The following is a 26,475-nucleotide window of genomic DNA, read 5'->3' on the forward strand; positions in this document are numbered from 1 at the left end:
AGAAAGGCCTGAGCGAGGGAGCCGGCCGCCTAGATGACGGACACGGACTGGGCCTGCTCACCCTTCGGGCCGGAGCCTACCTCGAAGGTGACCTGCTGGTTTTCTTCTAGCGTGCGAAAGCCGCTGCCCTGGATCTCGGAGTAGTGGACGAAGATATCGCCTTCGCCGTCCGCGCGTTCGATGAAGCCGTAGCCCTTTTCAGAGTTAAACCACTTAACGGTTCCTTGTGCCATGGTGTGCAGTCCTTTTCTTGATTAGCGGTGCGGCGATTCCGCGCCGAGGGGTTCGGTAAATGCGTCCTTTAGCAGTACCTTAAAGTGTAAACACCGCACCAAGACATCATTGGCCTCATATCAGTGTGACACGTTCCACGCCAAAGCGATAGGCCTAACTCATGAGGGGGTAGAAATTGGCTCACCCGGAAACGGATAATCCCCTAGGAGAAGAGCTGCTCGAGTTCATCCAGCGCCGCCTCGATGAGTCCACTCTCACATTTCACACCACCCTGCCGCCGCAGCGCGCGCAGTATGCCGAGTGGCCCGAATGGGTGCTGCCGGAATTGAAGGACAAGCTGGTCGAAGGGGGCGTCGGCAAGCTGTATAGCCACCAAGCAGAGCTGGCGCAGGCCGCCTGGGCCGGCGAGGATGCGGTGATTTCTACCGGTACGTCCTCGGGTAAGTCCCTGGGCTATCAGCTGCCCATTTTGAGCCGGCTGGCGCAGGAGCCGACCGCCTGCGCGCTGTATCTCACCCCCACCAAGGCGCTGGGATCGGACCAGCTGCAGGCGGTGCTCGAGCTGTGCCGGGGCATTCCGGCGCTCAAGGGCGTGGTGCCCTCGCCCTATGACGGCGATACGCCGCAGGAATCCCGCGCGGGCGTGCGCGATCATTCGCGGTTCATTTTTTCCAACCCGGATATGGTGCATATGTCGCTGCTAGCGGCCCATGCGCGGTGGGCGCGGCTGCTGCGGCACCTGGAGTTCATTGTCATCGATGAATGCCATTCCTACCGGGGCGTATTTGGCGCGAACGTGGCGCTGGTGCTGCGGCGCCTGCTGCGCTTGTGCGCGCACTATGGCTCGCGGCCGACGGTTATTTATGCCTCGGCCACCATGAAGGACCCGGGCCGGCACGCGCAGCGCCTTACCGGCCGGCCCGCCCGCGCGATTACGGAGGACACCGCCCCTACCGGCGCGCGGACCGTGGCGCTGTGGGAGCCGGGGTTTATCGAGGGGGCCGAGGGCGAGCACGGGGCGCCGGTGCGCCGCGCCGCCACCACCGAGGCGGCCGAGATGATGGCCTCCTTCATCGCCGAGGGCGCGCGCACCATGACCTTTGTGCGTTCGCGCCGCTCGGCCGAGGTGGTGGCCATGCGCGCGGCCGAGGTGCTCTCCGGTAGCCTCGGCCGCCCCGATTTTGCCCAGCGCATCGCCGCCTACCGCGCCGGTTACCTGGCCGAGGACCGCCGCAAGTTGGAGCGCGCGCTTGACGACGCCTCCTTGCTCGGCGTCGCCACCACCTCCGCCCTCGAGCTGGGCATCGATGTCGGCGGTCTCGATGCCGTGGTCACGGCCGGCTTCCCGGGCACCGTCGCGAGCTTTTGGCAGCAGGCCGGGCGTGCGGGCCGCCGCGGGCAGGGCTCGCTCGTGGTGCTCATCGCCCGCGATGAGCCGATGGATACCTACTTAGTCCACCACCCCGAGGCCCTGCTGGGCCGGCCGGTGGAGGCCAGCGTCTTCAATCCGGCCAATCCGTATATCCTCTTCGGCCACGTCTATTGCGCCGCAGTGGAAAAGCCGCTGGATGATGCCACGATTGCCGCCTGGGGCGCCCAAGACGTGGTCCACCAGCTGGCCGAGTCTGGCCTGCTGCGCCGCCGCGAGCGCGGCTGGTTCGCCGTGCCCATCCCCGCCCATGCGCCGGAAGAGCTCTCCCCGGAGACGGCGCATACCGCGGTGTCGCTGCGCGGCGGCGCGGGCGAAGAAGTCATGATTGTGGATTCCTCCGACGGCCGCCTGCTCGGCACCATCGACGCCGCCCGCGCTACCAGCCAAGTCCACCCCGGCGCGGTGTACCTGCACCAGGGCGAAAGCTTTGTCATTGAGGAGCTCGTCTTAAGCGATTACCTGGCGCTGGCCCGGCCCGAGGCCCCGGACTATTCCACGACTCCGCGCTCCACCACGGATATCCGCATCCTGCGCGAGGCCGATAACCTAGTCAATTACTCCCCAGGGCTGTGGGTGGCGGACGTGGAGGTGGAGGTCACCGACCGCGTCACCGGCTACCAGGTGCGGCTTGCCGATGGCACCATTGGCGATGACATCCCTCTCGATCTCCCCGAACAACGCCTAGTCACCCGGGCGGTGGCCTATACCATCGATCCGATGGCGCTTTCCGCCATGGGTGTGACGGCCTCCGATACGCCCGGCACCCTACACGCGGCCGAGCACGCCGCCATTGGCCTGCTGCCGCTTATCGCCACCTGCGACCGCTGGGATATCGGCGGCGTGTCCACCGCATTGCACCCCGATACGCAGCTGCCCACCGTCTTTGTCTACGACGGCCACCCCGGCGGCGCCGGTTTTGCCGAGGAAGGCTTCCGCCGCTTCCCCGAATGGATCGCGGCCACTTTCGAGGCCGTGCGCTCTTGTCCGTGCGAATCCGGTTGCCCATCGTGCGTGCAGTCGCCCAAGTGCGGAAACGGAAACAATCCGCTAAGCAAGGACGGCGCCATCAAGCTACTGGGTGCGCTGGTCACCATGACGCAGGGCTAGCCTCAACTTAAGCGGTTTTGCCTTCTTCATTTACTCGCTGCGCCCGCGCGTATTCATAGTCGGCGCTGCGCTGCAATAGCTCCTCACGCCGATGAGGAAACCGCTCCAATATGATGCGCTGAATTTCCGCCGCTGCACGTGCGCGAGTGCGCCGCACTTCCGGATTCGGCTCGTAAAAAGGCGAGCCTTGCGGATGCCTCATGGAGCATCGCCTCTTTCTTCTTTCGGGGCAGATTTGTCGAGCTCACCCTCTTTAAACTCTTGGGCAAAATCCCACAGCGTGTTAATAAAAGGGGAATCTCCTTCAACGTCCGATAATAATCCCAGAATTGTGGGGAGAAAATACCATCCAGTAATTCTTTCGGCGGTATTCCCGCCAAGCGATGAAGCCTGCTACGGCTGCCACTGCGGTGGGGATAAGGCGCACTACTGCTTCTTGCCAGGTCATACCGGCCCGGCCTTCGCTTGAGTGGACCGTCCACGGACCGTGGCGGTGACGATGACGTCGCGGCCGGATTCGGTGCAGGTTTCTAAGGTGGCGTCGTTCAGCGCAGCGGTATCGCGCGCGGCGGTGCAAGCATCTTCACCCGTAGCGAGGGCCCAGGCACCGGCAACCGCCGCGAGGTCGGCCGCCACCTGAGCCTCGTGTCGCGCGGCCACGCGCGAGCCCACTGCCGCCACGATAAGCAGCAGGCTCACGATGGCGACGATGATACCGGCCGCGGCAATGGTGGCATAGCCTTCCTCGCCGCAGCGCCTCGGCCTACTCATTTCCGCCCACCTCGGCCGGAAATACCGCCTCAGAGCGCATGGTGCCGACGGGGGCATCGACGCTTACCGACGCCCTCACCAACCCACCGCTTTCTTCCACGCTGACCTGGGCATCCTCGCGCGGGGGATGGTATTCGACGCCGATGGCGTGCGAACGCGCGGCCGCGCCCGCCATGTCCACCGCGGCGATATAGGATGCCAGCGTGGCAATGGCACCCACGATTCCCGCCGCGACCAAGACCAGGGAGCTTAAAGCCAAGGCGGCCTCGATGGTCACGGAGCCATCGTCATCAAATACCCTGTGCATCTTTCCTCCTTTCTGCCGGCAGGCTGGGCCCGCCGGCCGCGGTTAAAGAGCGTCGCTAGCTCGGGGTGTTCGAGAGGGCGTCGGTAATGATGCCCTCAATAGCATCGACCACCCCGCCGCCGTTGATGACCATGTAGAGCACCCCGGCAAGCGCGGCGGCCGCCAGAGATCCCATGGCATATTCGATGGTGCTCATCCCCTCGTCATTGCGGATGAGCTGGGAATACTTATTAAGTGCGTGCATGATTAGTGTCCTTTCACATGAGGTTTAGAGAAGTTGTGCGCCCAAACTGATGACTACGGGCGCAAGGCCTAGAACGATGAATGCCGGCAGGAAGCACACCGCCAGCGGGAGGGCAATGAATACTCCTGCGCGCTCCGCCTGCGCCGTGGCGTGGGCGGATGCTTCCGCGCGCAAAGAAGTACAGATTCGGTGGCATCCGGCCGCGATGGTGGCGCCGGATTGGCCCGACATGATGACAAGCTGCGCTAAGTCCTCCAGCCCCACATGGCCCTTCATGTGGCCCCACGCGGACTGCGCGGGAACGCCCACGCCGAGCAGCGCGGCGACGGTCTCCCACAGTTCCTTGGTCTGAGCATCCGCGGTGCGGGCCACCGCGGTGGTGGCGCCGTGCACGGATAGCCCTGCGGCCAGGCATGCTGCGAAAAGTTCGACGTCGCCAGCTACTGCCAGTGGGTCCAGCGGTGCGGCGGGCTTGAGCTTGCTTATCAGTCCCCCGCGCGCGGTCGGGCCATCGCGCGGGGTCTTGGCGGTGGTCTCGGTTGCGCTGGCAGGCGCCAGGCGGGCGGTGTGCGGCGGCAGGCCAACGAGGGCGGCGAGGGCGATAAAGATGAGCGGGGTCATGCGGCCGCCTTCCGGATGATGACGCGCGACCAGGCGAATCCGCCGCAGGCCAGCGCCACGCCCACCACGAGGAGAATACCGCCTAATCCGCCGCCTAAAAGGAAGCCGAGGGAGTTGGCACCCATGGCCCCGCCCATGGCGATGCCGGCTATGGGCAGGCATGCGAGCACCGTGGCGGTGGCTTGGGGGCCTTGCAGGCTAGCGGCGGTGGATTGCTGGTGGCGTCGGGAAGCGTCGAGGCGGCTTTGGGCTTGGTCGAGCAAGCTGGCCACCGCAATGCCGTGATAGGTAGAAAGCTCTAATAAGTGACCTAAGCGGTGAAGTTCTGGCAGGGCCTTGCCGCCCTGCGCATCTATCAGCGCCATGTGCGGCGGCGCACCGCGCGCGGCAAGGGCGGCCGTGGATTCCAGGGCGACGGATACCTCGCGCGGGGTGGTGGCTGGCAGGGACTCCACGCCGCGGGCGAGCGCCCCAGCCAAGGTCGCCCCTGCACGCAGGTCCGCGGTGACCACGCCCAGGTAGGCGGCCAGCCCCTCGCGGCCGCGCCGCTCCGCCCGCGCGGCCACTAAGTCTTTGACGTACCAGGACACGCACCACGCGATAATGGCGGCGGCGAAAGCGATGCTAATGCGCCCCACCGAGTAAAAGACCAGGCTGCCGCAAAATACCGCGCCTAAGATGACCACGGAGCTGGTCTGTGCCCGGCGCGTGGCTGAGGCCAAGCGGCCGGCACTCGAGGGCGCGGGTATAAGCAGCGCAGCGGCAAGGATGAAGTAACTAAGCATGGCTGGCCTCCCCGGCAGGCTCTCCCAGCAGCTGCGCGGAGAATTCCGCGAAGCCGTCTGCCGGGCCATCTTCGGCGCTCCAGATGATGCGCGGGGTCACTGGGTTTCCCTCGAGCACACCGATATGGGCGAGGCGGCGGCCCTGTGGGGTGCGCTCCATGGTCAGCACCATGTGCACAGCCGCCGCCAATTGCGAGTGCAGCGCCGCGCGGTCCAAGCCGCCGAGGGCGGCGAGGGCCTCCATGCGGGCTGGTACTTCAAAGAGGGAATTGGCGTGCAGCGTGCCGGCGCCGCCATCGTGGCCGGTGTTGAGAGCGGCGAGGAGGTCCACTACCTCGCGGCCGCGGATCTCGCCCACCACGATGCGGTCCGGCCGCATGCGCAGCGCTTGGCGCAGCAGCTGTGACATCGTGACCTCGCCGCTCCCCTCCGCGTTGGCCCGGCGCGAGACCACGCTGACGCAGTGCGGGTGGTGCGGAGAGAGCTCGGCGGTGTCCTCAATAACGAGGATGCGTTCGCGCTCGGAGACGGTTCCCAAAAGCGCGGAGAGCAGGGTGGTTTTGCCGGAACCGGTGCCGCCGATGACCAGGAAGGAAATCCGCTTGTCCACCACCGCGCGCAGCAGCGCCGCAATGTCTTCTGGCACCGTGCCATTGTCTACGAGCTGGGGCAGGGTGGTCTGCGCTTGGCGCAATACGCGCAGGCTCAGGCAAGTTCCGGCCACTGCGGGTGGGCTCAGCAGTGCGTGGACGCGCAATACGACACCATCGGGGCGGGTGACGCGGCCATCGGCAAAGGGCTGCGCATCATCGAGGCGCGTGCCTGAGGCTGCCGCAAGCCGGCTGGCCAACTGGCGGACCTCGGCATCGTCGCGGAAGGTGATATCGGTGCGCTCAAGGCCTTCGCCGCGGTCCATGAATACCGCGTGTGGCCCGTTGACTACGACGTCTGTGACACCCTCGCGCCCCAGCACCGCATCGAGCGGGCCCATCCCGGTGGCGTCTTGGCGCAGGCGGCGCAGCAGGTCAAGCACCGCGACGTCACTAATCACACCGGCTTCTGCGCGAATGCGCCGGGCGAGGGCTGCCGCATCATGCACCACGTCAGGCTCAGCGGCGATGATGCGCTGCATCTTTTCCAGCGTTTCTTGTGCTGCTTTATGCTCGCTCATACGCCGACCTCCTCGAGGACCGCGCGGGCGGCCTTGCGCAAGGGTGCGGGGAGGCGCTGCGGCAGGCCGCCGATTTCCACCGCGCGGGTGAGGCCCCGGAGCGTCGGCAATTCTGCCAGCACCGTGCTGTGGACGATGCGTTCTACTTCTGCCGCGCTTAACGACGCCCACTGGCGTTGCCGCAGCACCACCACGCACCTGCGCCGCGCGGCATCGAGACGCACCAGAAGTTGCGCGGCCGACGCGGCCGAGCGCACCTCCGCGGCCACCACGATGACCACGTGGGTACAAGCATCCGGGATGGTCTCCGGGGTGCAATCCACCACGCATAGCCCCTCGCCCGCATGGGCTGCCCCTACCACTCGGGCAAGCAGGTCCTTGTCCAAGCGGAAGGGATCCGCGACGGTGCTGCGCGCGGCCGAGAGCACCGCTACCCCATCAGGCGTAGATGGCAGCGCGCGGTAGAGATCGGCGGCATCGATGCTGCCATCTCCCACGGTAAGCTCCGGCCAGCGCGCCCCCGGTTCCGCTTCTACGCCGAGCAGGAGGTCGAGGCCGCCGGAGTATGGGTGGGCGTCGATAAGCAGGGCGCGACCGTCGGCTGCGCACTGGGTGCGGGCCAGCGCGGCCGCGAAGGTAGAAGCGCCCACCCCACCGCTCGCGCCCACCACAGCGATGGTCGCACTGCCCGGCCGCGCTTCCTGCGGCGCGCCCGCCGCGGCAATGCTCGCCAGCAACTCCTTCACCTGGGCGGGGATGATAAAGGCGCTCTCCGCGTGGCAGGCGAGCGCCGCCTCGTAGTCAATCGGCCCGGGGTCCGCGGCCAGGAAAAGCACGGGCGCAGGCGCGGTGTGGGTGCGCCGCGCTGCTGCCACCACGCGGGCCATCAAGGAATCAACCAGCACCGCATAGGCGCCGGGCAAGCTGCGCGGGACATCGCGGGGATCGGTTACGGTCAGCACATCGTGGCTGGTCGCAGCCGCGGCGTGAACGGCCTCGGCGCGCAGCGCTTCGTCACCAATGGCGACGATGATGACGGCGGAATCAGGGTGTAATGCGTTCATGCCTCATAGCCTGAAGCAGTCGCGCAACCGCAGCGAGGCTCCGGCGGCAATGCTGTGGATAACCCGCCAGAAGTCACCATGTAGGCGCGATTTGGTTGTCGTTTCAACCAAAAATCTGTGGATAACCCGCTCCGCACGGCGGTAGATATAGGTGACGGCCCGCGCATCGGGGGGGTGTGCGCGCGGGCCGTCAGTAACCCGGCCTCGGGGGGGTGAGCCGGGGCAGGCCGCACAGTATATCGGGGCCTTGCACGCATTATTATGACATGTTCGCCACCCAATCACAACAGCTAACAGCAGATTTCCACGGCCACGGCGCTGACCTGCACCGAATGCATGTTCACTCAGCGCCACCCCCACGCGGGTTCCCAATCCCACATTAGTGGCATACAAATCACCGTTAACGCCAGCCACTTCTACACCAGCAGGCGCTTAGGGCGGCTACACTCGGCAGCACATCATGCCTACTTCCCGCGAGCCCTGTCATCCCCGCCGCGCCGCCACCACCCGCGCCGGCGGCGATCCCGCACGCACCGCGGCGTTTTTCGATCTCGATAAGACCATCATCGCCACCTCTTCGGCCTATGCGTTTGGCCGCGAGTTCCTCCACAACGGGCTCATCTCGCCGGCCGAAGCACTGCAGCTCTCACTTGCTAAGGCCAGCTATATGTTTTCTGGTCTAACCAGCGAAGGCATGGATTCCACCCGCGACCAACTCACCGCACTGGTCACCGGGTGGTCCGTGGACGAGGTGCGCGCCATCGCCCGCGACACCATGCATCACGTGGTCACACCCTCCATTTATGCCGAGGCCCGCGAACTCATCCGCGCCCACCGCTCCGCTGGCCACCACGTGGTCATTGTCTCTGCCTCCGCGGCCGTGCTGGTGGACATCATCGCAGAGGAACTCGGCGTCGAGCACGTCATCGCCACCGAATTGGCAGAGGAAAACGGGCGCTTTACCGGGGAGGTGCTCTTTTATTGCAAGGGTCCCACTAAAGCAGAGGCACTGGAGCGGACCGCAGCGGCAGAAAACCTCGACCTTCATGCCAGCTACGCCTACTCGGATTCCGCTACCGATATCCCGATGCTGGAAAAGGTAGGCCACCCCGTCGCCGTCAACCCGGACAAGCAGCTAAAACGCCACGCCCTCGCCCACGAGTGGGAGATCCGCCTCTTTAAGGACCCAGTGCCGCTCCTGCCTGCACCGACCGCCAAAGAAATTGGAATCGGCGCCTCCGTTCTGGCGGGTACCGCGGCAGTTATCGGCGCTGGGCTGTGGCTCGCCCAGCACCCGGGCCGCCCCGGCCCGCCCAAGCGGGGCCCACGGCGCGCCTCCTAAGCCGCGCGGGCAATCGCGTCGGCTTCTTTGCCGCCGGCGGTCCAGGCGGCGAGGTGGGTTAAGAGGGCGTCGGCAAGCGCGGTGCGGTAATTGCCCACCGCGGCGGCATACTCGGCGCGGTGGCGGGTGTAGTAAACCTCGGGCACGGCGAAACCGCGCGGGTCAAAGCCCGTATGCACCGCGGCGAGGCGGGAGGCAACGCGGGCGACGAGGCCACTGCGAGGGCCAAAGAACTCGCCGGCGGCAATCTCGGCATGGACCACACTCGGCAGCAAGAGATCGAAGGCAGGACCGCCACCCTGCGCGATGAGCCGGCCCAGCCCTTGCAAGCGCGCACTCTCGCCGGCCGGAATGCCGGTACCGCCGGCCGCGACATCGATGCGGGCCAGCACCTGCAGCGGTGCCCGGGCAAAGGAGCGCACCGTGGCATCTAAGAGTTCCGGGGCGGCCACGGAATAGGCACTGACAGCGCTGGCCAGCGGCCCTTCTTCCATATCTTCCGGTCCCGGATGTGGGGGGATGGCGTGGCCGTCCAGCGCCACGCTGGCACGGGCGCCGCGCATGAGGGACTCCGCAGAGATGACCTCAAACTTGCGCAATCCTGCAGGTCGGCGGTGTGCGCGGGCAATGGCAGCGGCGGCCTTTTCTGCACTTTCTTTCACCCCCGGCAGGCGAAACAGCGGGGATAACGCGTCATTTTCTGACATATCCATTAGGATAGCCGTGGAAGTCCCTAAGTATGCGTGGCACCATGGGATAATAGTGATTCCATTATTATTGGGGACATTACAAGGTTTAGATAAACGCGAGGAGAATTAATCGTGAGCAACGATGGACTTTTTACCGACGGTACTGATCAATTTGCACCGAAGGTGAACTCTATCCCTTTGAGTGACGTGGATACGTCCTCGTCCGAGACCTCGGTAGGCCAGCTGGTCTCCAACGCCACCGAGCAGATGTCCCAGCTCGTGCGCTCCGAGGTGGAGCTAGCCAAGACCGAGCTGGCAGAGTCCGCAAAGAAGGGCGGCATCGGTGCCGGCCTCTTCGGCGGTGCAGGCACCATCGCACTGTATAGCTCCTTCTTCTTTTTCTTCTTCCTGGCCGAGCTTCTCGCCGTCTGGCTGGACCGCTGGGCAGCGTTCCTGATCGTGTTCTTGATCATGATCGTCCTCGCCGGCATCCTGGCCTTCGTTGGCCTGAAGAATGTCAAGCAGGTCAAGGCCCCGCAGAAGACCATTGACTCCACCAAGGAGCTCAAGAACCTGGTTCCGGGCAAGGCACAGAAGTCTCTGGACCGTAAGAACACCCACGGCCTCTACACCTAAACCGGCAAGCGCCACGCGTACGTGCACCCCTCTATCCGCCCTAGCTAGCCTGGGGCGGATTTTGTGTACTTCCTCCCCCTTTTCTCTACCGTTTCTGCCCCAACTATAGAAAGGCGGCACCATGGCCTTCGCACCCCTGCCTCCCTCAACGGTGGAGCTGGATGGACCTTATGCGCATGAGTTCGTCCACACCCGCGGCATCCGCCTGCATGTCGCCACGGCGGGCGATAGCACGCAGCCACTCGTGGTGCTTATCCACGGCGCTTTTGGCGGGTGGTTCGATTATCAGGACGTCATAGCGCCGCTTGCCCAACGCGGCTTCCACGTCGCGGCCGTGGATATGCGGGGCTTTGGTATGTCCGATAAGCCGCCCATTGATGCGGGGCAGGATATCCGCACTTTGGTGGGCGATATTAGCGGGCTCATTCAGGCCTTGGGCCATGACGACGCCTTTGTCGTGGGCGCCGATACGGGCGGCGCGGTGGCTTGGTGCTTGGCGGCAGAGCGCCCTGAGCGGGTGCGCGGCCTGGCCTCCATTTCCGCCGCCCACCCGGTAGATCTGCGCCGCGCGATTGCCGCCCGGCCGTGGGACTTTGGGTGGATTAACCTGCGCTCGCTGCTGTGCCGCCTGCCGCGCGTTACCCGCGCCCAAAACCTGCTGCTTAGCCCGCGCGCCTACCGCAAGGAGCTGGAGCTGGATACGGGGCCTTTGCTTGCCGACGCCACCCTAGACCGCATCCTCGATCTCCGCCTGCGCGCCTCCCGCATCGGCAGCGTCCGCCGCGGAATCTTGTGGAACCACCGCATGCGCACCGCCGTGGTCCCCTTGACCTGGGTGGAACTGGCAGTAGAGCGTCCCGTTCTCTTCATCCACGCCCAACAGCGACTGTGGAACCCTGTGGTCCGCCGCGCCGCCTCGCGCGCCCGCCGCGGATTCACCGCCACGACCGTCCCCGGCGCGAAGAACCTTCCGCACCTGGAAGCACCGGCGGATTTCGTTTCCATGCTGGCGGCCTGGCTACAAGAACATAACTAGTGCGCCACGCACTCCCCGGTATCAACCGGGTGGGTAAGCTGCGTGATGTCTCCGATCTGGGCGTTGACCTCATCGGCGGTTAAGGCATAGCCCGTCTCGGAATCATCCACCGAGGCGCCGAAGACCACGCCGAGGACCTCGCCGGCCGTGTTGACCAGCGGTCCGCCGGAATTTCCTTGTTGGATCTTGCCGCGCACGGTGTAGGAATCGCGTTCCACGCGACCATGCGAGTAGATATCCGGGCCGGAAATGGTGATGCGATCGCGCACGCGCGCCATCTCGGCGTCGAAAGGCCCGGAGTGCGGGAAGCCCATGACCATGGCATCATCGCCCGTCTGGGCCGGGGCCTGGGCCCATGGCAGTGGATCGATGCCCAGGTCGCGCGAGTGCAGCACCGCCACATCCACATCCGGGTTGTAGTAGACCACGGTCGCGTCCTTGAGGCCCACCTTGGTATCCAAGCGCACGGTCTGCGTGCCGGCCACGACGTGAGCATTGGTGATCACGTAGTCATCGGCCGCCACGAAGCCGGAACCCATGAGGCGGCGGGAGCACTCTTCGGCGTCGCCAAGCACGTGAATGATAGACGGCCGCATACGCAGCAGGAGATCCGGATCCTCCACGTCTGGGTCCGGCTCTTCTACTTCCTCGGTGCTAATCGAGTTTTGCCACGGCGAGACCAGCGGCGGCAAGCCGGACTCATTGAGCATCGCCGCCACGCCATTGGGCAACGCCGCTACCCGCGCTGGCGCGGCCGAATTGAGGTTGCTCAAGATGCGGGAATCGCGCAGGCCCTGGCCGGCCACCCCACCTAAGTTGGTGGCCACGGGGATAGAAATGAGCCACATAACCACCAAGGCGGCAAAGGCTTGAAAAACCGCACCCACGGCGGAATCAAGGCGCTGCGTCTTGCGCGCCTTCATGCGATCGCGCACGCTGCCGCCCAACGAGGACCCGATAAGCTGCCCGATGCCCACAAAAAGCACCAGGATTCCCACCAATAACAGCAAGCGCAGCGAGGGCTGATCCACCAAGCGCAGGGCGGCCGGGGCCACGGCAATGCCTAGCACTACCCCAGCGCCCACACCAATGGAGGCCAATACCGCCGCGAGGGCGCCATTGCGCCACCCGCTCAGGAGCGCTATGAGGACGGCGACCACAATCAGGCCGTCAACGATGAGCGCAGGAGTCATGGCTATGGGTTCTTTCTATCTGGGGTTTAAGACGTATACGTACCGCGGCAGCAGCGGTTAGGACATCTTCTCATTATTGCGGGAGTTTGTGAGGGAGTCACGCAGGTCCATGACTGAATTGTTATCCCATGGAACGCTCCACCCGGCGTGTTGCAATAGTGCCGAGAGCACGCCGGCGGTAAAGCCCCAAATGACGTAACCATTGGCGTGAAATGCTGGTCCTTGCCATTTTCTAAAGCCCACCATGAAGCGGTTGCGCGGATCGACCAGCTCCCGGATAGGCACGAGAAACACGTCATCGGTTTCATCGGGGCTGGCGGGATAGACCTCCCCCGGCTGGGTCCAATGCGCCAAAATGGGGCTCACCGGATTGCCGGTGGCGCGGATATGCAGCTGCTCCCACTGCTCCAGCGGGGTCACGGAGTTGCGCTGCAGGTCCGTTTCCTCCCAGGCTTCCCGCAGCGCGGTATCCACCAGGGAAGTATCCGCGGGATCCCGGCGGCCGCCGGGAAAGGCAATCTGGCCCGAGTGCGAGCGCATGGACGGCGAGCGATGCGTGAGCAAAATACTGGCCTCCTCCGCGCTCTCGCCGCTCAGCAGCATGAGCACGGCTGCTTCCCGCTTGACCGGCACCTGCACATTGGTGCCGTTGAGGGACGAAGCTTGGCGGTTGCCAATGAGCTCTTGCACCTGGCTGGGGTCTACCCCCAGCGCCGGCTTGAGCCATTCTGGCGTGCGCTCGGGAAGGAGTTGACTCATGCCGCAATCGCCTCCTCCACGGCCTTTTCAATCTCCGCTGCGGAGCTAAACGGCTGCGCAAATTGCTTGCGCACCTCACCGTCCTTGAGTACCACCGTCACCGGCACCACGCCCGGCAGGCCCAGCTCACCGGCAAACTTATTATCCGAATCCTGGAAGCTCGGCAGCTCGACGCCCAAGTCATTCAAGAAAGCTGCACCGTTTCCCGCGTTCTTATCCGCGTGCACGCCCACGACCTGCCAGTCCGGATGCGCTTCCGCTACGTCCTGTAGGTAGGGAAGTTCCGCGCGGCACGGCTCGCACCACCACGCCCACACGTTAACCACGCTGACACCTTCATCGGCGGGCTTTCCGGCGGCCTCACCGCCCAAGCACTCCAGCTCCACCCCGGCCACGGCGCCGGCCGGGCAGTCCGGGCGCTGCGGGACTTCTTGCGGGGAAGCCTCGCTTGGCGACGCCTCCTCGGATCCGTCCCCACCCCGCAACTGCGAGACCCCAGCTACCGCAATGACGGCAATGAGGATCGCGGCAATCACCGTGCCAAGGACGTAGTTCTTCATACCGTTAGCCTAGCGCCCACGAGCGGCTGGACACATATCCCGCAGAACGCATGCTTCGCATTCCGGCGTGCGCGCATGACATACTTGGCGCCCGTGAAAGATGACGCGGTGTGAAAACATCGTCCACTCTTCTTCCGGCACGAGCTGAGCGATGTCCCGCTCAATCTTGACCGGCGTCTTCTCCCCCGTCAGCCCGAGCCGCTGCATGAGGCGGCCGAAGTGCGTATCCACGGTCAGTCCGGGGATACCGAAGGCATTTCCGAGCACCACCAGTGCGGTCTTGCGACCAACACCGGGCAGGCTGGTCAGTTCCTTGACGGTGCGCGGGACTTCGCCTTGAAAATCAGCCACCAGCTTCTCCCCGATGCCCAAAAGGTGTCCCGCCTTGGCGCGCTGAAAGCCCAACGGCCGCAGGATGCTCTCCAAGTCCGAACGCTGCGCAGCCGCATAATCCGCCGCCTCGGGGTAGCGGGCAAAGAGTTCAGGGGTCACCGAATTCACGCGTTCATCCGTGCATTGCGCGGAAAGAACGGTGGCAATGAGCAACTGCAGTGGGGAGTCATAATCCAAAGCACACCGTGCATTCGGATACTCCTGCGCCAAACGCCGATTTACCTCCGGTGCGCGTAGCTCCGGCGCGCTGGCCGCTGACAGTGCTGAATTCATGGGGTTTAGCTTAGTAGACTAGGAAAACATGATTTCACTCGTGATTCTGGTACCACTTGCCATCGCCCTTTTCGCCCTCCTTATGGAAAAGCTCGAGGCAGTCGTTTTTGCTGACTAGGCCGCAAAACTGCTGGCCTGAACCGTGCACTAGCACGAGTAGAGTTTCTATAGTGTGACAAAATTTCACTGAAGTACCAAAAGTGACCAATTACACTGTAAGATGAAACGCGTTACACAGTGACCCCGCTTGTTCCGCATTGTCGAGTGCATGAAAGACCGCACCCAGATGTGGCGCAGGCTCATCTATGGACTTTCGTAGTCGACATCCAAGGAGTAAAACGTGGAAGGCGTACAGGACATCCTCTCCCGCGCCGGAATCTTCCAAGGCGTTGATCCCGTTGCAGTGCAGCACCTAATCGAGCAGATGGAGACCGTGCGCTACCCGCGCGGAACCACCATCTTCGACGAAGGCGAGCCCGGTGACCGCTTGTACATCATCACCTCGGGCAAGATTAAGCTCGCCCGCCACGCCCCGGATGGCCGCGAAAACCTGCTGACCGTCATGGGCCCATCCGATATGTTCGGCGAGCTGTCCATCTTCGATCCGGGCCCACGCACCTCCTCCGCAGTGTGCGTGACCGAGGTTCAGGCCGCCACCATGAACTCCGAGCTGCTCAAGAAGTGGGTTGGTGACCACCCCGAAATCGCCCAGCAGCTGCTGCGCGTGTTGGCACGCCGCCTGCGCCGCACCAACGCCAACTTGGCTGACCTCATCTTCACCGACGTTCCGGGCCGCGTGGCAAAGACCTTGCTGCAGCTGGCTAACCGCTTCGGTGTTCAGGAAGGCAGCGCCCTGCGCGTAAACCACGACCTCACCCAGGAAGAGATTGCCCAGCTGGTGGGCGCTTCCCGTGAGACCGTCAACAAGGCGCTGGCCACCTTCGCGCACCGCGGTTGGATCCGCCTCGAGGGCAAGTCCGTGCTCATCGTCGATACCGAGCACCTCGCCCGCCGCGCTCGCTAAGACCGCACCAGCCCGCTACCCCGCTTCGGCGGGGTCTCATTGGTTTTGCCCCCTTTAACCAGTTCCGCACCGCACTTGTGGCCGCGGTGCGCTCCACTCCGCACCGCCTACGGGCCCCGCCCCACCGCGGCCGTACGTCGGCCCTGCGCGCCTCCTGCCTCAGCCCACAGCACAATTAAGCCCCTCTTCCCACCAAAGAGGAAGAGGGGCGAACGGAAACAGGCTTATTTAGCCTCGCCGTCCAAGTACTTCAGCGCGGTGCGCGTGGACTGCTCCGCAGCGTGGCGCAGCACTGGGTCCACATCGTCATACATCTCGTTGACCAGGGTATTCAGATCCACATCATCGCCTAGGCGGGAGCGGATCTCCTTAATCTGGTCAAGGCGGTAGTGGCGGCGGTCAATGTACTTGCGGGCCACCTGAGAGGTGTCATCCAAGTCCGGACCGTGCCCTGGGAACAGCGCAATATCCTTGCCGCGCTCTTCCAAGGTGTCGAGGGTGTGCAGGTAATCGGCCAAGTTACCGTCCGTCTCCGAAAGCAGAACGGTGTGGCGGCCGGCGATGGTGTCACCAGAGATAATGCCTTCGAGGCGGGAATTTCCTACCTCACCGCTCCACACAAAAAAGCAGGTGGAATCCGCGGTATGGCCTGGGGTGTGCACGACCTCGAGACTTGGGGTGATGCCATCGAGGGAGATGTGCTCGCCGTCCTGGAGGGCCTCGGCACCATTGCAGTAGCTCGGATCGAAGGCGCGGATGGGGGCGCCAGTCATCTGCCGCAAGCGTTGTGCGCCCGAAGCGTGGTCATCGTGGCGGTGGGTAATCAAAATCAAAGCCACCTCACCTGCGTTGCGGTGCACAACGTTGAGATGGCCTTCATCCTCAGGACCCGGATCCACGACGATCGCCCGAGAGTCTTCAGCGGCGCGAATAATCCACGTATTCGTACCCTCAAGGGCGGTGTAGCTGGGGTTATCACAAAGGACTACGCCAACGGATTGGCTGACGGGACGCAATTGACTATATGCGGGGTGCTCCATAGTTACTAGCCTATCCGATCAAGCAGTAATTTCTACGATTAGTTCGATCTCTACCGGGGCGTTTTTAGGCAACGCGGCCACGCCCACGGCGGAGCGAGCATGCTTTCCAGCATCCCCAAAGACCTCACCGATGAAATCGGAGGCACCATTGATTACTGCCGGTTGCTCCTCATAGGACGGATCGGAGGCCACAAACCCTACGATCTTTACCACGCGGGAGACATTGTCCAAGCCAACTTCGGCATCAATAGCGGCAAGCGCATTCAGCGCCGCGATGCGTGCCTGTTCCTGGGCTTGTTCCGTGGTGACTTCGGCGCCAACCTTGCCGGTCAGCGGCAGGGCGCCTTCCACGAGGGGAAGCTGGCCAGAGGTCCAGACCTGATCACCCACGCGCACGGCCGGCACATAGGACGCTAGCGGCTTGGCGACGCCCGGTAGCTCATACCCCAGCTCCCGCAAGCGAGCATGAAAGCCCATTTACTCTGCCACCTCGCGCTTGAAGTAGGCCACGACGTTTTCCGGGTTAGGACCCGGGGTGACGGTGACCAGTTCCCAGCCATCTTCACCCCAAGAATCGAGGATCTGCTTGGTGGCGTGGGTAAGAACAGGTGCGGTTGCGTATTCCCATTTAGTCATGGGGCCCATTCTAACTATTAAATACGCCCCACGCCGTCTAAATTCCTAAATCCCGACGAGCTCGCCACCTTGGGCCAAGTAGTGAGCCCAATCCGTGATGTGGGGGTTCTTGCGCAGCAGGGCTCGGCGCTGGCGCTCGGTCAGCCCGCCCCACACGCCGAACTCGACGCGATTATCCAGGGCGTCGGCGCGGCATTCGGTCAGCACCGGGCAGTGGCGGCAAATGACGGCCGCCTTGCGCTGTTCCGCACCGCGAACGAAGAGGGCATCCGGGTCACCCTTGCGGCATTTGGCCTGGGTGACCCACTCACCACGCTCGGGATTTCGGGCTGTATTAGACATTCCAGCAGTCTTCACACGAACGGTCATGGGTGAGTGTGCTCCTTCCCAGACGGAATACTATGTAACGCATCTAAGTCTATTCATCCGGGCCGAAGATTGTCTAACACGTCACACTTTAGGGGGTGCGAGTGATCTTCCACCTACCAAGGGCGACCACGTAGGGTATGGGGCGTGACTGTCATCAAATCTTTGGCCAAGATAGCCCTGTCTACGGTCTTGGTAGGCGCGCTCATCGCCCTGGCTCTTGCCCCCTTCGCGGGCATTTCCGGCGTGGCGATTGCCCGCACTAACGAAACCATGCAATCTGACCTGCAAGATCTGACTGCCGGCAATATTCCAGGCGTCACCACGATCAAAGACGCCAAGGGCAAGGACATGGCTTATGTCTTCAGCCAGCGCCGCCACCCGGTGGAGAGCAAGAAGATTTCTAAGGCCATGAAAAATGCCATCGTCTCCATTGAGGACGAGCGTTTTTATGATCACGAAGGCGTGGACTTCCAAGGCAATTTCCGTGCCCTGTGGACAAACCTGACGTCGGGCGGCGTCTCCCAGGGCGCTTCCACCATCGATCAGCAGTACGTCAAGAACTACCTCTTGCTGGTCTCTGCCACCACCGATGAAGAGCGCGCCGCGGCCACCGAACAATCCGTGGCCCGCAAGCTGCGCGAGATGCGCATGGCCACCAAGATGGACGAGGAATTGGAAAAGGATGACATCCTCACCAACTACCTCAACCTGGTCTCTTTTGGTAACCATGCCTATGGCGTCGAGGCGGCGGCCCGCACCTACTTTGGCACGCATGCTTCCGAGCTCACGGTGCCGCAGGCAGCGATGCTGGCCGGCATGGTCCAATCCTCTGAGCGCCTCAATCCCTATACCAATGCCGAGGAAGTGACCGAGCGGCGCAACCTCGTCCTGCAATCCATGGCGGATAACGGCTATATCAAGCAACAGGAAGCGGATAGGTATAAGGGGGAGAAGCTGGGCGTCGGCAAGAAGCCCAAAACGCTGGCCAATGGCTGCATCGGCGCCGGCGACCGCGGTTTCTTCTGTGATTATGTATTGAAATACCTGGATAAGAAGGGCATTAGCGAGGAGCAGCTGGCGCGCGGTGGCTACACCATCAAAACCACGCTGGACCCAGCGGTGCAGGATAAGGCCCTCGAGTCCGTCCAAAGCCATACCAATCCTGATGCCCAAGGCGTGGCTGAAGTCATGAACGTCATCAAGCCCGGCAGGTCGGACCGCAAGGTACTGGCCATGGTCTCCTCGCGCGATTACGGCCTGGACCTGGATAAAAATGAGACCATCCTGCCACAGCCCTACTCCTTGGTGGGCAACGGTGCAGGTTCCGTCTTCAAGGTCTTTACCGCCGCGGCCGCGCTCGAAGCGGGCTATGGCATCAAAAACACCGTGGATGTGCCCACCCGCTACGAGGCGGAGGGCCTAGGCCACGGCGGCGCCGCCGGCTGCCCGGCGGACCGCTACTGCGTGGAAAACGCTGGTGCCTATAAGGCCACGATGACGCTGCAGGAAGCGCTGGCACACTCCCCCAATACGCCGTTTATCAAGCTCACGGAGCAGGTAGGCGTGGCACCCATCGTCGATATGGCCGTGCGTTTGGGCCTGCGCTCCTACGATGACAAGGGCAGCTTTGATAAAGACACCTCGATTGCCCAGCACACCAAGGACGCCAACTCCGGCTCCTTCACCTTGGGCCCGGACCAGGTCAACCCGCTGGAGCTTTCCAATGTGGGTGCCACGCTGGCCGCCGATGGCAAGTGGTGCGAGCCCAACCCCATCTCCCAGGTCACGGATAAGGAAGGCAACGAGGTCTATCTCAAGGAAACCCCGTGTGAGCAGGCTGTTGATAAGGACGTAGCCCGTGCGATGAGCAACGCCTTGTCTGAGGACGCCAAGCAAGGCACCGCCAAGGATGCCGCCCAAGCGGCCGGTTATTCCAGCCCAATCGCGGCCAAGACCGGTACCACCGAGTCCAACCAGTCCTCCGCATTCTTGGGATTCAACGAGGGCATTTCCGCCGCACCGTATATCTATAACGATGGCACCTCCACCGTCCCGCTATGTACCGGGCCGGTGCGCCAGTGCGCGGGTTGGGGCAACCTCTACGGCGGCTTGGAGCCGGCGCAGACCTTCTTCAGCATGGCTACGCAGCTGCCGATAGCTACCAAGGCCGGGCTGCCGAATTACAACAAGAAGTACGACAACGGCACCACGGCCGATAAGACCCTTGATAGCCTGCGCGGCAAGTCCGAGGCCGAGGCCCGCCAGACCTTGGAGTCCAAGGGCTACGTGGTCAAGACCTCCCGGGTCATTGGCGGCAATGTTCCTTATGGCCGCGTGGTTCGCGCGATTACCGGCAAGGACGGCAAGAAGAAGGGCGCGGAGATTACGCTGCAGCTTTCCGACGGCGCCGGGGCCTCCCAATCCCCCTCCTCCGGCGTGGCCGACGCCAACTCCACCGGCGCACAAAATAGCACCGGCGGCGGTAATGCCGACGGTGCTACGAGCCCGAGCCGCTCGACTGGCGACACAGGCGGCGGAACGGGCAACGACGGTGGCGGTACCGATACCGGCGGCGGGTTCTCGCCGGAAGACTTTGGCATCCGCCAAGAGGACATCGATAGCTTTGCCAACGACGTCCGCAGCCTCCTTGGCCGCTAGGCCTCGCCCATTGCGGTCTGGCCCGCTTTAACTCAGCTGGGACTTGACCTCGGCGGACAGGCGCTTGCCATCTGCCTGGCCGGCGGCCTTGGCATTGGCCACCTTCATTACTGCACCCATCTGCTTCATGGTGGGTGCTTCGCCGTTTTCGGTCTCAACCTCCGCGATAGATTCCTTCACTAGGGCCTTAAGCTCAGACTCGTCCAGCTGGCGGGGTTGGTAGGCCTCGAAGAAGGGGACCTCGGCAAGTTCGGCTTCAGCCAACTCTGGACGGCCATTTTCTTCATAGACCTCGGCGGACTCGCGGCGCTTTTTGATTTCGCGCGCAATCACCTTGAGGATATCGGCGTCCTCCAGCTCATGCCGGGAGCCATTAGTCTCCTCGGCCTGGATGGCAGCCAGCAAGGCGCGGATGGCGCTGGTGCGCTGCTTCTCCTTGGCCTTCATTGCGGTTTTCAGATCTGCACGGATGGTTTGCTTTAGCTCGCTCATGCCTATCAATGTACGCCAGGTAGTGTGGTAGCCGTGAAACTTTTACGTATTCTTGGCGGCCTCACCGCTGCCGGCCTGGGCGCCGCGGCATGGGGCTATAGCGAACTGACCAAATTCGAGCTCAAGGAATATACGCTCCCCCTCCTACCCAAGGGCACGCTGCGTGGCAAGCCAGAATTTCGGCTGCTGCATCTGTCTGATCTGCATATGATCCCCGGCCAGGAGACCAAGATTGCCTGGGTTTCTGCCCTCGACGCCCTAGAGCCGGACCTCGTGGTCAACACTGGCGATAATCTCTCCGATCAGCAGGCCGTTCCCGATACGTTGCGTGCCCTCGGCCCGTTGCTGGCCCGCCCCGGCCTCTTCGTCTTCGGCACCAATGATTACTGGGCACCGCAGCCGGTCAACCCTTTCAAGTACCTGCTGGGCAAAAAGCGCGAGCCCTCCTATGTGGACTTGCCGTGGCGCGGTATGCGCGCCGCCTTCTTGGAGCACGGCTGGCGCGATGCCAACCAGGCCCGGCATGAATTCAAGGTGGGCAATGTCCGCCTTGCCGCCGCCGGCGTGGACGATCCGCACCACGATCTGGATGACTACTCCGAAATCGCCGGCCCGCCCAACGAGGACGCCGACTTGTCCCTGGCGCTCCTCCACGCCCCCGAGCCCCGCGTGCTGGAAAAGTTTGCGGACGATGGCTACCAGCTCTCGCTGTCTGGCCACACCCACGGCGGCCAGATCTGCCTGCCCGGTTCCCGCGCACTGGTTACCAATTGCGGCATCGACCGCGACCGCGTGCAGGGCCTCCACGACTTCGGCCCGATGAAGATGCATGTCTCCAATGGCCTGGGCACCTCCAAATTCGCCCCGGTGCGCATTTTCTGCCGACCTTCCGCCACTCTGCTGAAAATCACCGAGGTGGACTAAACCCAGCCACCTGCCGTTTTGTTGATTGCGCTCAGCTTGCGTTAAAGTATCCAGGTACCGCTTTTCAAGGCGGAACGCCGGGATATGGCGCAGGTTGGTAGCGCGCTTCGTTCGGGACGAAGAGGTCGCAGGTTCAAATCCTGTTATCCCGACCAACAGCCCGCAGCTTTGCTGCGGGCCTTTTTCGTTTTTACGCCAGCATTCCTGCATTTCCCCGGGTGCTCTTGAGCGCTGAACTTAAACCTCGCTGAAAAGTCAGATGTTTTTCACCTAGACCAAATCCACGTATCAAGGCACCAACGACGGGTACCAGCCCCATAGAAACAATGGGATTTACTCGGCCGCGGATCACAATTCCCGCCGCCGCAGAGGTGAGCGTCGGACCCATGGCCGCAAGCCCGACTAGGACCCCTTAGTGGCGCTTCACACGCCGACGATCTGCCATGCCCTACGCTACGCGGGCAAGCGAGTGTGCCCTAGGTTAAACCTCGGCTATCGGCGGCCTACGGCTGCCCCCAAAGCCCACACCGGCTTGAATTGAATTTCCTATAGACAATCGTCACCGCGAAGCAGTTCGCACTGCTTGAGAAAATCCCCACCCCAGCAAAAGCATTCAAGGAATTGCACGGATTTTTCCGCGAAAAATTGCAGCTAGACACCCCACATATGGGAAACGACGCGGTGCCCCTACAGCGCCGCGTCGTCCCTATTCCCTATCACTCACAACGGATTGGAGAAACCGTTCGCCTACCCCCTAAGTAGGCTTTGTGAGCAAGACCAACTGTAGCACTCGCACAATGCAAACGGTAGCGCGAATCAAAATTCCCAGTTTCCACCAATGTTTCTTATTCTTAGGTGTGCTTTTTCAGACCTAATGAACCGTAGGTTTGAATTTTCCTGTGGATGGAGCCCACCACTTTGCACTCAGCCCAATGAGAGTGATGGCGAGCAATACCGCAACGCCGGTCCACAAGACGGCCTGTTCGCCTTCGTTACCCGCCGCCGTGACGGCCGCGGTAGTCCAATTCAGTGGCAAAAGATTAGAAACAATCTGCCAAACCTTAGAAACACCGGCAATTGCCGCGGATTTCCACAGCCACCCCACCAGAGCGGTCTGGCCTATGCCAAACAGCGCCGCGAGGATGCTGCCGGCAGTAATACCGCATAGCCCGAGTAGGCCACGGGTGATGACCGCCATGGACAGCGCGCCCAGAAGGAGCGCCGCGCCGGCCCACACCGCCGCCACAGGGGTAAATCCGGTGGCAAGCACAAAGAGGAGGATTTCGCCGATGGCGACCGCGGCCAGCGTGCCGCCGAAGACCGTCAGCCATGGGCGGAACCCCACCTGCCAGGCCACACCGGACGCGGCGCCTGCGAGCAGGACCAAGGCGGAGACCAACATCGCCACGATGGGGCTGAGCAGATGTGCAGGTCCGTCGGTCGCGGTATGCGCCGGCGGCAGGGCGCGCTGAATGTCACCCACATTGGTCTGGTTTTGGGCTGCCATGGTGGAAAGCCTGCCGGCGCCGTCGTCAAGCTTGTCCACGCCCTCCTGCGCCTCACCGACGCGCTTGTTGAGCTCCGCGATGCCCTCGTTAAGCTCCTGCGCACCGGATACGGCCTGGTTCACGCCATCGTGATAGGCATAGCCGTTGACCGCCAACTGATTGGATAGATCGCGCGAGCCGTCCTTGAGCTTTTTGAGCTGATCGGTCACCGAATTATCCAGGCGGAAATTATTCACCTGCGCACGGAGATCGCCCAGCTGCGAGCGAATTTCCTTCGCTTCCTTGGACTTATTTCCTTCCAGGTCGCGCATCGTGCCATCGATGGCCTGCAGAATCTGCCCTTGGACAGCACCGAGACCCACCACTTGGTCCACGGCACCGCCGACACCATTGGCCAGCTCCGTTGCACCACCACCGAGCGTATTAGTTCCGGACTGCAGCTGATTGAGGCCAGCTACCAGTTCTTGGGAGCCCGTCGCCAGCTTGTCGACGCCCCCTCCAAGCTCATCCGCCCCCTTATTCAGCTCCCCCGTGCCGTCGTTAAGCTGCGTGGCGCCCGATTTAAGCATGCTCGCCTGTGCCTGCGCGCGGCTGGCCGCCTCGGCGGCTTCCTTCACCTCTGGGGAGGCGGAATTTTCCCGCGGCGCTCCAAACGGCTGCGCGGCGCTAGACCAGGTGTGGGCGGGTTCCCACTGCGCAAGGCCCGCCACCGCAGCGCCAATAATGAGCGGCAGGGCGAGCAGGAGGATCAAGAGGACGCTGCGCCACCGGGAGGGGGACGCAGCGTCTGGGGAGGCAAGGCGTGAGGTCATGGTACTGAACCTATCCTCGCAGGTCACTCCCCTGTTGCAGGCGCGCCGAGCACCCCCGCAATGGCAGTTCCTCTACGATGTATGGCATGTCCCACAATTATTCCCTTGCCCCTTCCCGCTACCTCGCCGCTGCGGCCATCGCGCCGCTGTGTTTCAGCCTTGTTGCCTGCTCCAACGACGCCGATACCTCGGCAGAACCGGAGTTCTCCGACGCCACCGCCGCAAGCTCGTCGGCCGAGGAGACCTCATCCGAAGAAACCACGAGCGAGCCCGCTACCTCGGAAGCCGCAGACACCGTCACCGAGACCGCAGCGGCCGAGCCCACTTCTGCAGAGGCAGCTCCCGCTGAGGAGACCGCGGAATCCGGCAACGCGGAAAGCGAAGCCCCGGCCGCCGTACCCGCCGACACCGGCCGCGGCGACTGCTCCCCAGAAGCGCTACAGCCCGCAGCTCCCACCATGACCAATATCCGAGTCAATAACTGCGATGGCCAGTGGGCCCACTTTGCCAAAGACAGCACGGACTGGACTGCTTGGGCGCGCTACGAGGGCGGCCAGTGGGTAGCCATTGAATCCATTGGCGAGGCAACCTCCGGCATGGCCGCCCCGTGCTACGACGTGGATAAGTGGGCCGCCGAGGGCGCTCCCGCCTTTGTTACGGAAAAGATGCGCCGCTGCGACTAGCCGCACAGCAAACCGCCCCCGTACCGTGCAGTAAAGCAACTCGGTACGGGGGCGGCGTCGTTAGCGCACAGGCGCTGCCGGGGAAGGGTTACTTCTTCTCGGCGTAGACCTCGCGCACGCGCTGGCCAAGAGCTGGGTGCACGTTGGTCCAGTATTCGTAGACGCGCTCCTCGGTCTCCTCGGATACGCCGGCCATCGCGTTGGTGATATTGGTGACCAGGCGCTCCTTGGCGGCATCGTCATAGACGTTTTCGTACAGGTCGCGCGCCTGCACAAAGTCATCGTCCTCGGCGTGGCGAACGTACGGTGCACGCACCAAGTCGCTGCCGTGGGACTCCGGATTGATGTAGAGCTCTGCCGCGGTGGTGGTCTCGAGCTGGGAACGGTCGTTTACAGCGGCGTCGTCAAGCACGCCCGTACCCTTGTCGTGGCGGTTGGGCGAGTAGACCGGATCCTCCGGAGCATTGAAGAGGAACTGCATGCTGCCCTCGTGCTCGTAGGTATTGACCTCGTCCACATTCTGCGGCTGGTTAACCGGCAGCTGCTTGTAATTCGCGCCGATGCGGTAACGCTGCTGGTCAGCGTAAGCAAAGACGCGAGCCTGCAGCATCTTATCCGGAGACAGGCCAACGCCCGGCACGATATTGGACGGGTCGAGTGCTACCTGCTCAATCTGCGCGAAGAAGTTGCGCGGGTTGCGGTTGAGCACAAAGTAGCCCACATCGTGCAGCGGGTAGTCCTTCTTGGACCAAACCTTGGTCAGGTCGAAGGGGTTAAAGCGGTACTTCTCCGCCTCATCCAGCGGCATGATCTGCACCTTAACGTCCCAGATCGGGTAGTTGCCCTCCTCGATGGCGTTGTAGAGATCCTCGCGGTGGCAATCCGGGTTCTGGCCGGCGGTGGTGGTGGCCTCCTCATCGGTGAAGTTCTCCACGCCCTGGCGGGACTTGAAGTGATACTTGACCCAGAAGGCCTCGCCTTCTTCATTGACCCATTGGAAGGTGTGGGAGCCGTAGCCATTCTGGTGGCGGGTGGACTTCGGGGTGCCGCGGTCACCCATCAGATAGGTGACCTGGTGTGCAGACTCCGGGTTGCGGGTCCAGAAATCCCACTGCATATCGGCATCGCGCAGGCCATTGGTGCCCAGGCGCTTTTGGGAGTGGATGAAGTCTGGGAACTTAATGCCATCGCGGATGAAGAATACCGGGGTGTTATTGCCCACGATGTCGAGGTTGCCCTCCTCGGTGTAGAAGCGCAGGGCAAAGCCGTGCACATCGCGCCAGGTATCCGGGGAGCCCTGCTCGCCGGCCACGGTGGAGAAGCGGCCCATCATCGGGGTGACGGTGCCCTTCTGGAAGACCTTGGCCTTGGTATAGGCAGAGACATCTTCCGTGATGTGCAGCTCGCCAAAGGCGCCGTGGCCCTTAGCGTGCGGCGTGCGCTCCGGCACGCGCTCGCGGTTGAAGTGCGCGAGCTTTTCAATGAGGTGGATATCATTGAGCGCCACTGGGCCCTGCTGGCCGGCGGTCACCGAGGTATTTTCGGACGGCACCGGCTGGCCCGAGGGACGAGTGGTATTTCCCTTGCCAGCGGGGCGCTGGCCCTTGTTCAGGATGTCATCAGCGGTAAAGTCACTCATTTTTGCCTCCTGGCAATTCGCGGTCAGTTCTTCCCAGTGTGGCAAAACTTTGCACGGTTGTCAGGGCTCGCCA

General features: G+C 63.1%; 29 protein-coding genes and 1 tRNA gene. 9 read left to right on the forward strand and 21 right to left on the reverse strand.

Translation table 11 applies throughout. The features are described from left to right. Window positions 1-29 precede the first annotated feature (29 nt). Window positions 30-233 carry a cold-shock protein gene (locus tag MHK09_RS08175; protein ID WP_005323097.1) on the reverse strand — a complete coding sequence of 68 codons (204 nt, stop codon included), beginning with the start codon at window positions 231-233 and terminating at the stop codon, window positions 30-32. A 176-nt stretch (window positions 234-409) separates the two neighbouring features. Here MHK09_RS08175 and MHK09_RS08180 point away from each other — a divergent pair, with 176 nt between their 5' ends. Then, complete coding sequence (locus MHK09_RS08180) at window positions 410-2,773, forward strand: Zn-binding domain-containing protein (protein WP_250413203.1); 2,364 nt, start codon at window positions 410-412, stop codon at window positions 2,771-2,773. A gap of 7 nt (window positions 2,774-2,780) precedes the next feature. On the opposite strand, the gene MHK09_RS08185 is transcribed toward MHK09_RS08180, so the two are convergent. From MHK09_RS08185 to ssd, 8 genes are all read right to left on the reverse strand, one after another. Beyond that, window positions 2,781-2,975, reverse strand: a complete 195-nt coding sequence (locus MHK09_RS08185; protein WP_250413204.1) for a hypothetical protein — start codon at window positions 2,973-2,975, stop codon at window positions 2,781-2,783. A 242-nt stretch (window positions 2,976-3,217) separates the two neighbouring features. Further along, complete coding sequence (locus MHK09_RS08190; RefSeq protein WP_005327146.1) at window positions 3,218-3,544, reverse strand: Rv3654c family TadE-like protein; 327 nt, start codon at window positions 3,542-3,544, stop codon at window positions 3,218-3,220. Next, window positions 3,537-3,851 (reverse strand): hypothetical protein, encoded by a 315-nt coding sequence (locus tag MHK09_RS08195; RefSeq protein ID WP_005323101.1) that lies wholly within the window; start codon window positions 3,849-3,851, stop codon window positions 3,537-3,539. The genes MHK09_RS08190 and MHK09_RS08195 overlap by 8 nt, the downstream gene beginning before the upstream one ends. Window positions 3,852-3,906: 55 nt before the next feature. Then, window positions 3,907-4,095, reverse strand: a complete 189-nt coding sequence (locus MHK09_RS08200) for a DUF4244 domain-containing protein (RefSeq protein WP_005327144.1) — start codon at window positions 4,093-4,095, stop codon at window positions 3,907-3,909. 24 nt (window positions 4,096-4,119) lie between these two features. Beyond that, window positions 4,120-4,716 carry a type II secretion system F family protein gene (locus tag MHK09_RS08205; protein WP_250413205.1) on the reverse strand — a complete coding sequence of 199 codons (597 nt, stop codon included), beginning with the start codon at window positions 4,714-4,716 and terminating at the stop codon, window positions 4,120-4,122. Beyond that, a complete protein-coding gene (locus tag MHK09_RS08210) occupies window positions 4,713-5,501 on the reverse strand; it encodes a type II secretion system F family protein (protein WP_200435932.1) in 789 nt (262 codons plus the stop codon). The genes MHK09_RS08205 and MHK09_RS08210 overlap by 4 nt, the downstream gene beginning before the upstream one ends. Next, on the reverse strand, window positions 5,494-6,672 hold the full coding sequence (locus tag MHK09_RS08215; RefSeq protein WP_250413206.1) for a TadA family conjugal transfer-associated ATPase: 1,179 nt from the start codon (window positions 6,670-6,672) through the stop codon (window positions 5,494-5,496). The genes MHK09_RS08210 and MHK09_RS08215 overlap by 8 nt, the downstream gene beginning before the upstream one ends. Then, window positions 6,669-7,736 (reverse strand): septum site-determining protein Ssd, encoded by a 1,068-nt coding sequence (gene ssd, locus MHK09_RS08220; RefSeq protein ID WP_250413207.1) that lies wholly within the window; start codon window positions 7,734-7,736, stop codon window positions 6,669-6,671. The genes MHK09_RS08215 and ssd overlap by 4 nt, the downstream gene beginning before the upstream one ends. 460 nt (window positions 7,737-8,196) lie before the next feature. Between ssd and MHK09_RS08225 the strand changes: the two genes are divergently transcribed. Further along, complete coding sequence (locus MHK09_RS08225; protein ID WP_250413208.1) at window positions 8,197-9,078, forward strand: HAD family hydrolase; 882 nt, start codon at window positions 8,197-8,199, stop codon at window positions 9,076-9,078. Here MHK09_RS08225 and MHK09_RS08230 read toward each other — a convergent pair. Beyond that, window positions 9,075-9,791: an oxidoreductase gene (locus MHK09_RS08230; RefSeq protein ID WP_250413209.1), complete on the reverse strand. Its 717-nt coding sequence runs from the start codon at window positions 9,789-9,791 to the stop codon at window positions 9,075-9,077. The two genes, MHK09_RS08225 and MHK09_RS08230, sit on opposite strands and share 4 nt — an antisense overlap. A gap of 108 nt (window positions 9,792-9,899) precedes the next feature. Here MHK09_RS08230 and MHK09_RS08235 point away from each other — a divergent pair, with 108 nt between their 5' ends. Together MHK09_RS08235 and MHK09_RS08240 are read left to right on the forward strand one after the other, a co-directional pair. Continuing rightward, complete coding sequence (locus MHK09_RS08235; RefSeq protein ID WP_005323120.1) at window positions 9,900-10,403, forward strand: phage holin family protein; 504 nt, start codon at window positions 9,900-9,902, stop codon at window positions 10,401-10,403. 121 nt (window positions 10,404-10,524) lie between these two features. Next, on the forward strand, window positions 10,525-11,439 hold the full coding sequence (locus tag MHK09_RS08240) for an alpha/beta fold hydrolase (RefSeq protein WP_250413210.1): 915 nt from the start codon (window positions 10,525-10,527) through the stop codon (window positions 11,437-11,439). On the opposite strand, the gene MHK09_RS08245 is transcribed toward MHK09_RS08240, so the two are convergent. Genes MHK09_RS08245 through nth form a run of 4 tightly spaced genes read right to left on the reverse strand, consistent with a single transcriptional unit; the run spans window position 11,436 to window position 14,617 of the window. Further along, a complete protein-coding gene (locus MHK09_RS08245; RefSeq protein WP_250413212.1) occupies window positions 11,436-12,632 on the reverse strand; it encodes a MarP family serine protease in 1,197 nt (398 codons plus the stop codon). The two genes, MHK09_RS08240 and MHK09_RS08245, sit on opposite strands and share 4 nt — an antisense overlap. Before the next feature lie 57 nt (window positions 12,633-12,689). After that, window positions 12,690-13,391, reverse strand: a complete 702-nt coding sequence (locus MHK09_RS08250) for an NUDIX hydrolase (RefSeq protein ID WP_200435925.1) — start codon at window positions 13,389-13,391, stop codon at window positions 12,690-12,692. Next, window positions 13,388-13,951: a TlpA family protein disulfide reductase gene (locus MHK09_RS08255; RefSeq protein ID WP_200435924.1), complete on the reverse strand. Its 564-nt coding sequence runs from the start codon at window positions 13,949-13,951 to the stop codon at window positions 13,388-13,390. Before MHK09_RS08255 ends, MHK09_RS08250 begins: the two co-directional genes overlap by 4 nt. Before the next feature lie 9 nt (window positions 13,952-13,960). Beyond that, window positions 13,961-14,617 carry an endonuclease III gene (gene nth, locus MHK09_RS08260; RefSeq protein WP_250413213.1) on the reverse strand — a complete coding sequence of 219 codons (657 nt, stop codon included), beginning with the start codon at window positions 14,615-14,617 and terminating at the stop codon, window positions 13,961-13,963. A gap of 340 nt (window positions 14,618-14,957) precedes the next feature. Between nth and glxR the strand changes: the two genes are divergently transcribed. Beyond that, window positions 14,958-15,641 carry a CRP-like cAMP-activated global transcriptional regulator GlxR gene (gene glxR, locus MHK09_RS08265; RefSeq protein WP_005323128.1) on the forward strand — a complete coding sequence of 228 codons (684 nt, stop codon included), beginning with the start codon at window positions 14,958-14,960 and terminating at the stop codon, window positions 15,639-15,641. A gap of 224 nt (window positions 15,642-15,865) precedes the next feature. On the opposite strand, the gene MHK09_RS08270 is transcribed toward glxR, so the two are convergent. Genes MHK09_RS08270 through MHK09_RS08285 form a run of 4 tightly spaced genes read right to left on the reverse strand, consistent with a single transcriptional unit; the run spans window position 15,866 to window position 17,686 of the window. Continuing rightward, window positions 15,866-16,681 (reverse strand): MBL fold metallo-hydrolase, encoded by an 816-nt coding sequence (locus MHK09_RS08270; protein ID WP_239193741.1) that lies wholly within the window; start codon window positions 16,679-16,681, stop codon window positions 15,866-15,868. Between the two features lie 18 nt (window positions 16,682-16,699). Next, entirely contained in the window at window positions 16,700-17,158 is a 459-nt protein-coding gene (locus MHK09_RS08275; protein WP_250413214.1) for a RidA family protein, read from the reverse strand. After that, window positions 17,159-17,317, reverse strand: a complete 159-nt coding sequence (gene sp36 / locus MHK09_RS08280) for a Sp36 family protein (RefSeq protein WP_005323131.1) — start codon at window positions 17,315-17,317, stop codon at window positions 17,159-17,161. Window positions 17,318-17,362: 45 nt separating this feature from the next. Beyond that, a complete protein-coding gene (locus MHK09_RS08285; protein ID WP_005323132.1) occupies window positions 17,363-17,686 on the reverse strand; it encodes a WhiB family transcriptional regulator in 324 nt (107 codons plus the stop codon). 144 nt (window positions 17,687-17,830) lie between these two features. On the opposite strand from MHK09_RS08285, the gene MHK09_RS08290 reads away from it, so the two are divergent. Then, window positions 17,831-20,344, forward strand: coding sequence for a transglycosylase domain-containing protein (locus MHK09_RS08290; RefSeq protein WP_250413216.1), 2,514 nt, complete (start codon window positions 17,831-17,833; stop codon window positions 20,342-20,344). A 27-nt stretch (window positions 20,345-20,371) separates the two neighbouring features. Here MHK09_RS08290 and MHK09_RS08295 read toward each other — a convergent pair whose 3' ends face one another. Then, window positions 20,372-20,836, reverse strand: coding sequence for a GatB/YqeY domain-containing protein (locus MHK09_RS08295; protein ID WP_250410958.1), 465 nt, complete (start codon window positions 20,834-20,836; stop codon window positions 20,372-20,374). 33 nt (window positions 20,837-20,869) lie between these two features. On the opposite strand from MHK09_RS08295, the gene MHK09_RS08300 reads away from it, so the two are divergent. Together MHK09_RS08300 and MHK09_RS08305 are read left to right on the forward strand one after the other, a co-directional pair. After that, window positions 20,870-21,760 (forward strand): metallophosphoesterase, encoded by an 891-nt coding sequence (locus MHK09_RS08300; RefSeq protein ID WP_250410959.1) that lies wholly within the window; start codon window positions 20,870-20,872, stop codon window positions 21,758-21,760. Window positions 21,761-21,838: 78 nt separating this feature from the next. Continuing rightward, window positions 21,839-21,915, forward strand: a tRNA-Pro gene (locus tag MHK09_RS08305). A gap of 716 nt (window positions 21,916-22,631) precedes the next feature. Here MHK09_RS08305 and MHK09_RS08310 read toward each other — a convergent pair. Further along, window positions 22,632-24,080 (reverse strand): hypothetical protein, encoded by a 1,449-nt coding sequence (locus MHK09_RS08310; RefSeq protein ID WP_250413217.1) that lies wholly within the window; start codon window positions 24,078-24,080, stop codon window positions 22,632-22,634. A gap of 86 nt (window positions 24,081-24,166) precedes the next feature. Here MHK09_RS08310 and MHK09_RS08315 point away from each other — a divergent pair, with 86 nt between their 5' ends. Then, entirely contained in the window at window positions 24,167-24,763 is a 597-nt protein-coding gene (locus MHK09_RS08315; protein WP_040424986.1) for a hypothetical protein, read from the forward strand. An 88-nt stretch (window positions 24,764-24,851) separates the two neighbouring features. Here the strand turns inward: MHK09_RS08315 and MHK09_RS08320 are convergent, their stop codons facing one another. Beyond that, entirely contained in the window at window positions 24,852-26,402 is a 1,551-nt protein-coding gene (locus MHK09_RS08320) for a catalase (protein ID WP_250413219.1), read from the reverse strand. Window positions 26,403-26,475 lie beyond the last annotated feature (73 nt).

Source organism: Corynebacterium tuberculostearicum (genome assembly GCF_022347235.1).
In the GTDB taxonomy this organism is placed as follows: Bacteria; Actinomycetota; Actinomycetes; order Mycobacteriales; family Mycobacteriaceae; genus Corynebacterium; species Corynebacterium tuberculostearicum_F.

What these genes read in the sequence shown, in the direction of transcription:
- MHK09_RS08175 (WP_005323097.1), bottom strand. Translation starts at nt 233, where the DNA reads ATGGCACAAGGAACCGTTAAGTGGTTTAACTCTGAAAAGGGCTACGGC.
- MHK09_RS08185 (WP_250413204.1), bottom strand. Translation starts at nt 2,975, where the DNA reads ATGAGGCATCCGCAAGGCTCGCCTTTTTACGAGCCGAATCCGGAAGTG.
- MHK09_RS08190 (WP_005327146.1), bottom strand. Translation starts at nt 3,544, where the DNA reads ATGAGTAGGCCGAGGCGCTGCGGCGAGGAAGGCTATGCCACCATTGCC.
- MHK09_RS08195 (WP_005323101.1), bottom strand. Translation starts at nt 3,851, where the DNA reads ATGCACAGGGTATTTGATGACGATGGCTCCGTGACCATCGAGGCCGCC.
- MHK09_RS08200 (WP_005327144.1), bottom strand. Translation starts at nt 4,095, where the DNA reads ATGCACGCACTTAATAAGTATTCCCAGCTCATCCGCAATGACGAGGGG.
- MHK09_RS08205 (WP_250413205.1), bottom strand. Translation starts at nt 4,716, where the DNA reads ATGACCCCGCTCATCTTTATCGCCCTCGCCGCCCTCGTTGGCCTGCCG.
- MHK09_RS08210 (WP_200435932.1), bottom strand. Translation starts at nt 5,501, where the DNA reads ATGCTTAGTTACTTCATCCTTGCCGCTGCGCTGCTTATACCCGCGCCC.
- MHK09_RS08215 (WP_250413206.1), bottom strand. Translation starts at nt 6,672, where the DNA reads ATGAGCGAGCATAAAGCAGCACAAGAAACGCTGGAAAAGATGCAGCGC.
- ssd (WP_250413207.1), bottom strand. Translation starts at nt 7,736, where the DNA reads ATGAACGCATTACACCCTGATTCCGCCGTCATCATCGTCGCCATTGGT.
- MHK09_RS08225 (WP_250413208.1), top strand. Translation starts at nt 8,197, where the DNA reads ATGCCTACTTCCCGCGAGCCCTGTCATCCCCGCCGCGCCGCCACCACC.
- MHK09_RS08230 (WP_250413209.1), bottom strand. Translation starts at nt 9,791, where the DNA reads ATGGATATGTCAGAAAATGACGCGTTATCCCCGCTGTTTCGCCTGCCG.
- MHK09_RS08240 (WP_250413210.1), top strand. Translation starts at nt 10,525, where the DNA reads ATGGCCTTCGCACCCCTGCCTCCCTCAACGGTGGAGCTGGATGGACCT.
- MHK09_RS08245 (WP_250413212.1), bottom strand. Translation starts at nt 12,632, where the DNA reads ATGACTCCTGCGCTCATCGTTGACGGCCTGATTGTGGTCGCCGTCCTC.
- MHK09_RS08250 (WP_200435925.1), bottom strand. Translation starts at nt 13,391, where the DNA reads ATGAGTCAACTCCTTCCCGAGCGCACGCCAGAATGGCTCAAGCCGGCG.
- MHK09_RS08255 (WP_200435924.1), bottom strand. Translation starts at nt 13,951, where the DNA reads ATGAAGAACTACGTCCTTGGCACGGTGATTGCCGCGATCCTCATTGCC.
- nth (WP_250413213.1), bottom strand. Translation starts at nt 14,617, where the DNA reads ATGAATTCAGCACTGTCAGCGGCCAGCGCGCCGGAGCTACGCGCACCG.
- MHK09_RS08270 (WP_239193741.1), bottom strand. Translation starts at nt 16,681, where the DNA reads ATGGAGCACCCCGCATATAGTCAATTGCGTCCCGTCAGCCAATCCGTT.
- MHK09_RS08275 (WP_250413214.1), bottom strand. Translation starts at nt 17,158, where the DNA reads ATGGGCTTTCATGCTCGCTTGCGGGAGCTGGGGTATGAGCTACCGGGC.
- sp36 (WP_005323131.1), bottom strand. Translation starts at nt 17,317, where the DNA reads ATGACTAAATGGGAATACGCAACCGCACCTGTTCTTACCCACGCCACC.
- MHK09_RS08285 (WP_005323132.1), bottom strand. Translation starts at nt 17,686, where the DNA reads ATGACCGTTCGTGTGAAGACTGCTGGAATGTCTAATACAGCCCGAAAT.
- MHK09_RS08295 (WP_250410958.1), bottom strand. Translation starts at nt 20,836, where the DNA reads ATGAGCGAGCTAAAGCAAACCATCCGTGCAGATCTGAAAACCGCAATG.
- MHK09_RS08310 (WP_250413217.1), bottom strand. Translation starts at nt 24,080, where the DNA reads ATGACCTCACGCCTTGCCTCCCCAGACGCTGCGTCCCCCTCCCGGTGG.
- MHK09_RS08315 (WP_040424986.1), top strand. Translation starts at nt 24,167, where the DNA reads ATGTCCCACAATTATTCCCTTGCCCCTTCCCGCTACCTCGCCGCTGCG.
- MHK09_RS08320 (WP_250413219.1), bottom strand. Translation starts at nt 26,402, where the DNA reads ATGAGTGACTTTACCGCTGATGACATCCTGAACAAGGGCCAGCGCCCC.